A 7666-nucleotide genomic window follows, 5' to 3' on the forward strand; every position below is an offset into this window, starting at 1 on the left:
GCGCACATCGACGGGGAGCACATTCGCATCGAACTCCTCACCCCAAGCGCCGAGCGCCACGGCGTGCGCCTCGGCCAGGTCGTCCCTTCGGCCTGACCCGAACGGGCCGCCGCCGGCCGCCGAGCCGTCGTCGACCGGCTGAGATCTGCACGCATGTGCACGCGAAACCGCCCCGCGACGGCCTGCCCGGTCGGTACGTTACGTCGGGGCCGATCGCCCCGCGCACCACCATGAGGCCGCCGAGCGGCGCCCTCATCACAGATGAAAGGTCAACGTGGACAATCTCGGAATCGTGTTCCTCTCGGAACTCGTCGGCACCGCCATGCTCGTGCTGCTCGGCTGCGGCGTCGTCGCGAACGTCGCGCTCGTGCGCACCAAGGGCAACAACGGCGGGTTCCTCATGGTGAACTTCGGCTGGGGCCTCGCGGTCTTCGCGGGTGTCACGGTCTCGTACGCGTCGGGCGCGCAGCTGAACCCCGCCGTCACCCTCGGCCTCGTCGCCAACGGCGCGACCGAGTTCGGCATGGGCGTGCCCGTGAACGTGCTGTCGGTGCTCACCTACATCTCCGCACAGATGCTCGGCGCCATGCTCGGCGCCGTGCTCTGCTGGCTCGCCTACAAGCAGCACTTCGATGCCGAACCGGATGCCGCGAACACCCTCGGGGTCTTCTCGACCGGTCCCGCTATCCGGTCCTACGGCTGGAACCTCGTCACCGAGATCATCGGCACGTTCGTGCTCGTCTTCGTCGTCATCGGCTTCGGCGGCGGACGCCAGGGCGACGGCGGCCTCGCCGCGCTCGGCGCCCTGCCCGTGGCCCTGCTCGTGATCGGCATCGGCGCCTCGCTCGGCGGTCCCACCGGCTACGCGATCAACCCCGCCCGCGACCTCGGCCCCCGCATCGTGCATGCCATCCTGCCCATCCCCGGCAAGGGCGGCAGTGACTGGTCGTACTCGTGGGTGCCCGTCGTCGGACCGATCATCGGCGGCGTCCTCGCCGGTCTCGCCGCGATCCCGCTCCTGCCGATCCTCGGCTGAGCCGCGGCATCCGCTCACCCTCGTTCACCCATTCACTGAAGCAACGGAGTTCTCAGATGGCTGACTACATCCTCGCGATCGACCAGGGCACCACCTCGTCGCGCGCGATCATCTTCGACAAGGCCGGGTCGATCATCTCGACCGGGCAGCTCGAGCACGAGCAGATCTTCCCCCGCGCCGGCTGGGTCGAGCACGACCCCGCCGAGATCTGGCGCAACACGGGCGAGGTCATCGGACAGGCGCTCGGCAAGGCGAACCTGACCCGGCACGACATCGCCGCAGTGGGCATCACGAACCAGCGCGAGACCGCCGTGGTGTGGGACCGCACCACGGGCGAGCCGGTGTACAACGCGATCGTCTGGCAGGACACCCGCACGCAGGCGATCGTCGACCGTCTCGCCGCCGACGGGGGAGTCGAGCGCTTCAAGGCGAAGGTCGGGCTGCCGCTCGCCACCTACTTCTCGGGCACCAAGATCGTGTGGATCCTCGAGAACGTGCCCGGCGCTCGGGAGAAGGCCGAGGCGGGCGACCTGCTCTTCGGCACCACCGACACCTGGGTGCTCTGGAACCTCACCGGCGGCGTCGACGGGGGAGTGCACGCGACGGATGTCACGAACGCGAGCCGCACGATGTTCATGGACCTCGAGACGCTCCAGTGGGACGACGAGATCCTCGCCGCATTCGGCGTGCCCCGCTCGATGCTGCCCGAGATCAAGTCGTCGTCGGAGGTGTACGGCGTCGCCAACGAGCACTCGCTGCTGCGCGAGACCCCGATCGCCGGCATCCTCGGCGACCAGCAGGCGGCGACCTTCGGCCAGGCGGCGTTCGACGCCGGCGAGGCGAAGAACACCTACGGCACGGGCAACTTCCTCATCTTCAACACGGGCGAGGAGATCGTCCACTCGAAGAACGGCCTGCTCACGACGGTCGGCTACAAGCTCGGCGACGCGCCCGTGCACTACGCGCTCGAGGGCTCGATCGCGGTGACCGGATCCCTGATCCAGTGGCTCCGCGACAATCTCGGCCTCATCTCGTCGGCGTCGGAGGTCGAGGCGCTCGCCGCGACCGTCGAGGACAACGGCGGCGCGTACTTCGTGCCCGCGTTCTCGGGCCTGTTCGCGCCGTACTGGCGACCGGATGCGCGCGGCGCGCTCGTCGGGCTCACTCGCTACGTGAACAAGGGCCACATCGCGCGAGCGGCGCTCGAGGCGATCGCGTTCCAGACCCGCGACGTCGTCGAGGCCGTCAACGCCGACGCCGGCATCGACCTGAGCGAGCTGCGTGTCGACGGCGGCGCGACGGCCAACGACACGCTGCTCCAGTTCCAGGCGGACATCCTCGGCGTTCCCGTGGTGCGTCCCGTGGTCGCCGAGACCACCGCGCTCGGCGCAGCGTATGCCGCAGGCCTCGCGGTCGGCTTCTGGTCGGGGCTCGACGAGCTCCGCGCCAACTGGCAGGAGGACCGCCGCTGGACGCCCGCCATGGACGAGGCGGAGCGGCAGCGGCTCGACCGCAACTGGAAGAAGGCCGTCACGAAGACCCTCGAGTGGGTCGACGAGGACGTCGCATAGCTCCCACCGCAGGTACGGTGGGAGGACGGGTCGGACGCATGGGGGTGCGTCCGGCCCGTTCCTCGTCGGTGCCGTCGATCGTCGGGTCGTCAGGGGCGTTCTGGGCTCGGCCGGCCGAGGCGCTTCGTCAGCAGCGCCGGAAGCTCGTCGAGCCCGCGGATACGCACGACCCCCACCGCATCGGCCTCCGCGGCATCGGCGGCCGCCGGCTCGACGCCGCGGCGATCGAGCCAGACGCCGAGCAGTCCCGCACGCGCCGCGCCGATCGCGTCGGTGCGCAGCCGGTCGCCGACGTACGCCGCGGCGGAGACGGGCGCGGTGCCGTCGAATCGCCGCAGTGCCTCCAGGAAGATGCGCGCATCGGGCTTCGCGACCCCCACGTCGCCCGAAGCGACGACATGTTCCATGCGTGCCTGCAGCGCGAGCCGTTCGACCTTCGACGTCTGGAACGCGAGCTCACCGTTCGTGATGATGCCGAACCGCACGGCCGGCAGCGCTGCGGTGATCGCGTCCAGTGCGGGCAGCGCGTCGTCGTGCAGGGTCCAGGCATCTCGATAGTGCCGGATGTACTCGCCGAACCACGCGGTGGCCGCGGCCTCGTCGAGGTCTTCGCCGAAGGCCTCGGCGAATGCCGCGGCTCGCGCACGGCGCTGGCCCTCATAGGTCAGGGAGCCCTCGAGGTAGGAGGTGTAGTGCTGCTCCTCGAGCCGGTGCCAGCGCTGCGCGGCTGCCTGCTCATCGCCCCGATATGCACGTGCGCGCATGTGACGCGCGATGCCGGTCGCGACCGCCTCGCGGTGCGCCATGAGCGTGTCGTCGAGGTCGAACAGCACGACCGGGTTCGCCGGAACCGGGCTCATCGCCCACCGCCGAGGATCGAGCGCCAGCTCTCGTCGACCCGGGGATCGACCGGCTCCGTCCGCACCGCATGCCACGCGGGCAGGGTGCCCCCGTCGCGGGTGGGCACCGTCGGCGCGATCGGCTCGATCCGGCGGAATCCCGCGGCACGCGCGACCCTGGCCGAGGCGGTGTTGCCCTCGACGGCGCGCCACATCAGCGACGTGGCGCCACGGATGCCGCCGCCCAGCACCCACTCGGAGACGGCCGTGGCGGCCTCGCTCATCAGGCCGCTGCCGCGGTGGGCGGCGCCCAGCCAGAAGCCCAGTTCGTGCTGCGCCTCGCGCACGCTGATCATGCCGAGCACCGGCCCGCCGTCGGCACCCCGGATCGCCCAGGTCAGCTCTCGGCCGCTCGCCCACGACTCGGGCACATACGATCCGAGGAATGCATCGGCGTCGGCCCTGGTGTAGGGCCACGGCGTAGTCAGGTACCGCTCGAACAACGGGTCCTGGCAGTACTCGGTCACGAGCTCGGCGTCGGCGAGGCGGGGCTCGTCGAGCATGAGCCGCGCGGTGCGGAGGATGACCGGTCGCACGCTACGCCCGGCGGGTGAAGCCGACGCGGTCGTACACCGCCGCCAGCATCTGCTCGGCCCGCTCGGTCGCGCGATCGGCGCCGATCGCGAGCAGACGGTCGAGCTCGGCCGGGTCCTCCAGCAGCTCGAGCGTGCGCGCGCGGATGGGCGTGAGTCGGTCGACCACCGCGTCGGCCACGTCCTTCTTGAAGTCGCCGTACCCGCGGCCGTCGTACTCGGCCTCGAGGTCGCCGATCGGACGGCCGGTGATGGCCGCGAGGATGTCGAGGAGGTTGGAGATGCCGGGCTTCTCGGCGGGGTCGTAGCGCACCTCCCGGCCGGTGTCGGTGACGGCACTGCGGAACTTCTTCGCCGTCACCGCGGGATCGTCCATGAGCTTCACGAGACCCGACTCGGAGACCGCGGACTTCGACATCTTGGCCGTCGGCTCCTGCAGGTCGTAGATGCGCGCCGATTCCTTGGGGATGAGGGCCTCGGGCACTACGAACGTCTCGCCGTAGCGCGAGTTGAAGCGACCCGCGAGGTCGCGCGTGAGCTCGAGGTGCTGGCGCTGGTCGTCGCCGACGGGCACGAGCTGGGTGCCGTAGAGCAGGATGTCGGCCGCCATGAGCACCGGGTAGGTGAACAGGCCCACCGTCGTGGCATCCGCGCCCTGCTTGGCCGACTTGTCCTTGAACTGCGTCATGCGGCTCGCCTCGCCGAAGCCGGTGAGCGTGCCGAGCACCCAGGCCAGCTCGGCGTGCGCGGGCACGTGCGACTGGATGAAGAGCGTCGACCGGTCGAGATCGACGCCGGCCGCCAGGTATTGCGCGGCCGTGCGGCGCACGTTGGCGTGGAGGGCCGCCGGGTCCTGCTGCACGGTGATGGCGTGCAGGTCGACCACGCAGTAGATGGGGTCGTACTCGTCTTGCAGCGCGACCCAATTGACGAGCGCGCCCAGGTAGTTGCCGAGGTGCAGGGAGTCGCTCGACGGCTGCATGCCGGAGAAGACGACGGGACGAGAGGTGGTCATGCGGTGCGGATCCTTGTCACGTGGAGTCGTGGAGTCGTGGAGTCGTGGGTCAGAGGTCGTAGTCGACCACGACCGGCGAGTGGTCGGAGAATCGCGCGTCGTACGTCGCGGCGCGGTCGATGCCGTACGAGAGGGCGAGCTCGGCGAGCGGCGCCGTGGCGAGCTGGTAGTCGATGCGCCATCCGGTGTCGTTGTCGAAGGCCTTGCCACGGAACGACCACCACGAATAGGGCCCGTCGACCTCGCCGGCGAAGCGGCGGCCGATGTCGATCCAGCCGAGGCCGCCGCCGCGGTTGTAGTCGTCGTCGCCCTCCGCGCCGACGAAGCGGTCGAAGTACGCCCGCTCCTCGGGGAGGAAGCCGGCGCGCTTGACGTTCCCCTTCCAGTTGCGGATGTCGAGCGTGCGGTGCCCGACGTTCAGGTCGCCCACGACGAGCGCGAGTTCGGAGTGCGAGGCGAGCTCGGGGAGGCGCGCCTCCATCGCGTCGAGGAAGCGGTACTTCTCGACCTGCTTCTCGGTCTCGGCCTCGCCGGAGTGGACGTAGGCGCTCACGACCGTGATGATGCGATCGCCGACCTCGTAGTCGGCCTCCAGCCAGCGCCCCGCGCTGTCGAAATCGGGTGCGCCGAGCTCGACACGGTGGATGCTCGCTCGGTTGCGGCTCGCGATCGCGACGCCGGCGCGTCCCTTCGCCGTGGCGGGGTCGTGCAGGATGTCCCAGTCGTCGCCGAGCAGCGCCTGGAGGTCTTCGGTGGAGGCGCGGACCTCCTGCATCGCGAGGATGTCGACGCCTCGGCCGTCGAGCCACTCGCCCATGCCCCGGCGGAATGCCGCCCTGACCCCGTTGACGTTGACGCTGGCGACACGGAGCGGTTTCGCTGAGGGCATGCCTCGATCCTACGGGAGCCGTCCGACGTCGCCGGGTGCGGCAGCGGGTGGGCCGGCGGCGGCCTCGAGGCGGGCGAGCTCGTCCTCGGCCTGCGAGAGCCGACGGCGAGCCGGGATCCGCCGGAACCAGCCCGCACCGGTGAGCTCGGCCTCCGCCTCACGCACGCGCACCCGGGCCGCAGTGAGCAACGCTTGTTGCTCGCGGGCGCGCTCCTCCGCGACGAGCTGCTCGGGGGTCACCCGCCGGAGCGTCTCGTTGTGGTCGAAGGCCTCGACCGCGATCCAGCTCGCGGCCACGAGGATCACGATGCCCGTGAGGCGGAACCAGAGCAGCAGGGCGATGAAGACCGCGAAGGTCGCGAGCAGCGGGTTCTTCCCGGCGCCCGTGATCACCAGTCCGCCGAGCAGCTGCAGCACCGTCAGCGCTGCCGAGCCGAGCAGCGAGCCGACCCACATCCGACGCCACGGCATGGCAGCGCCGGAGAGGAAGCGGAACAGCACCGCAAGCGCAGCGGCGTCGATGACGAACACCACCAGCATCGATCCGGCCTGGAACAGGAGGTTCGACCACACCGAGTCGGGTGAGAGGTCGAGGAGGGCCACGAGCCAGGTCCAGAGCGAGGTGGTCGCCACCGTGAGCACCGTCGCCGCCAGCAGGATGGTGCCGAACAGGAGCCCGACGATGAAGTCGCGCGTCTTCAGCAGCACGTAGGCGCGGGAGTCCTTCGGCAGGAGGAAGATGCTGCGCACCGCGATCCTCGAGTAGGTGATCCACCCGATCGCCGTCCAGATCAGGCCGGCGAGGGCGACGGCGCCCGTCCAGCCGAAGAGGCTCGTGCTCGTCGTCGCGATCGTGTAGAGATCGTCGGTCGAGATGATGCCGTCGTCGCCGATGAGCCCCGGTGCGTAGGAGTTCAGCAGGGCGATGAAGGCGTTGAGCGTCTGCGAGTCGGCGGTGAGCCAGATGCCGGCGACCGCGAACACGACGTAGACGGCGGCGAAGATGGCGAACAGGGCCTGGTAGCTCATGCCCGACGAGAGCAGGAAGCCATTGCGGGAGAGGAAGTGCCGCCACACCCGCACCGGGAACAGCGCCAGGGTGCGTTGCGTGAGGTCGTTGACCCGGCTGATCGGCTCCTCGAACCGCTCCTTGAAGGCCTCGTTGCGCGAGACCGGATGCGGCGGCGCGGTCCCCAGCGGATCGTCGTCGATCGGGGTGCGCTCGCTCACGGCTCCACACTAGCGACCCGTCGACGGGGCGGCGGATGCCGCTCGACGAGACCGCGGAGCAGCCCTCACGCCGGGCCGAAGCCAGCCCCGTCTTCGGGGGACAAATCCGAGAAATCCTTGGAGTGCGGTGGGTCACGGGGACAGACTGGCGCTGCTGACCCGTTACGCGAGCCGGCTCCCAACCCGATCCTGGAGCTGTCATGTACCCGATGAGGAATACCCGTCGCGCGCGCCATTCCATCGGAATGCGTGCCCGCGGAGGCATCCGCACCACACTTGCCGGCGCCGTCGTCGGCGCACTCGTGCTCTTCGGCGCCCCGACGCTGGCCGCCGCAGACGAGATCCCGGTGGATCCGGTCGCGACCGAGGCATCCGTCACGACGGAGCCCACGGCTGAGCCTGCCGCCGAGCCCGCCGTCCCCGACCCGGTCTCCGAGCCCGCGCCCGAACCGGCCGTCGAGCCGTCGACGCCCCCGAGGCGAGCGGCGAGGCG

General features: G+C 70.4%; 7 protein-coding genes and 1 pseudogene. 3 read left to right on the forward strand and 5 right to left on the reverse strand.

Going from position 1 to position 7666, the window contains the following annotated elements; genetic code table 11:
* The first annotated feature begins 274 nt into the window (after positions 1-274).
* Positions 275-1036, forward strand: coding sequence for an MIP/aquaporin family protein (locus GH736_RS13595; protein WP_159604153.1), 762 nt, complete (start codon positions 275-277; stop codon positions 1034-1036).
* Positions 1037-1092: 56 nt separating this feature from the next.
* Complete coding sequence (gene glpK / locus GH736_RS13600) at positions 1093-2607, forward strand: glycerol kinase GlpK (RefSeq protein WP_159604154.1); 1515 nt, start codon at positions 1093-1095, stop codon at positions 2605-2607.
* A gap of 89 nt (positions 2608-2696) precedes the next feature.
* Here the strand turns inward: glpK and GH736_RS13605 are convergent, their stop codons facing one another.
* Genes GH736_RS13605 through GH736_RS13625 form a run of 5 tightly spaced genes read right to left on the reverse strand, consistent with a single transcriptional unit; the run spans position 2697 to position 7173 of the window.
* Entirely contained in the window at positions 2697-3467 is a 771-nt protein-coding gene (locus GH736_RS13605) for an HAD family hydrolase (RefSeq protein ID WP_159604156.1), read from the reverse strand.
* Positions 3464-4009 (reverse strand): GNAT family N-acetyltransferase, encoded by a 546-nt coding sequence (locus tag GH736_RS13610; RefSeq protein ID WP_159604158.1) that lies wholly within the window; start codon positions 4007-4009, stop codon positions 3464-3466. Before GH736_RS13610 ends, GH736_RS13605 begins: the two co-directional genes overlap by 4 nt.
* Before the next feature lie 34 nt (positions 4010-4043).
* Entirely contained in the window at positions 4044-5054 is a 1011-nt protein-coding gene (gene trpS, locus GH736_RS13615) for a tryptophan--tRNA ligase (protein WP_159604160.1), read from the reverse strand.
* Between the two features lie 49 nt (positions 5055-5103).
* Complete coding sequence (locus GH736_RS13620) at positions 5104-5943, reverse strand: exodeoxyribonuclease III (RefSeq protein WP_159604162.1); 840 nt, start codon at positions 5941-5943, stop codon at positions 5104-5106.
* Between the two features lie 9 nt (positions 5944-5952).
* A complete protein-coding gene (locus tag GH736_RS13625) occupies positions 5953-7173 on the reverse strand; it encodes a YihY/virulence factor BrkB family protein (protein ID WP_159604164.1) in 1221 nt (406 codons plus the stop codon).
* A gap of 245 nt (positions 7174-7418) precedes the next feature.
* Here GH736_RS13625 and GH736_RS13630 point away from each other — a divergent pair.
* Positions 7419-7666, forward strand: a pseudogene (locus GH736_RS13630) (hypothetical protein); the annotation flags it as partial.

The sequence above is a fragment of the Agromyces humi genome (assembly GCF_009720255.1).
GTDB classification, from domain to species: domain Bacteria; phylum Actinomycetota; class Actinomycetes; order Actinomycetales; family Microbacteriaceae; genus Agromyces; species Agromyces humi.

Coding starts and splice junctions, on each gene's coding strand:
- glpK (WP_159604154.1), top strand. CDS start 1,093: ATGGCTGACTACATCCTCGCGATCGACCAGGGCACCACCTCGTCGCGC.
- GH736_RS13605 (WP_159604156.1), bottom strand. CDS start 3,467: ATGAGCCCGGTTCCGGCGAACCCGGTCGTGCTGTTCGACCTCGACGAC.
- GH736_RS13610 (WP_159604158.1), bottom strand. CDS start 4,009: ATGCTCGACGAGCCCCGCCTCGCCGACGCCGAGCTCGTGACCGAGTAC.
- trpS (WP_159604160.1), bottom strand. CDS start 5,054: ATGACCACCTCTCGTCCCGTCGTCTTCTCCGGCATGCAGCCGTCGAGC.
- GH736_RS13620 (WP_159604162.1), bottom strand. CDS start 5,943: ATGCCCTCAGCGAAACCGCTCCGTGTCGCCAGCGTCAACGTCAACGGG.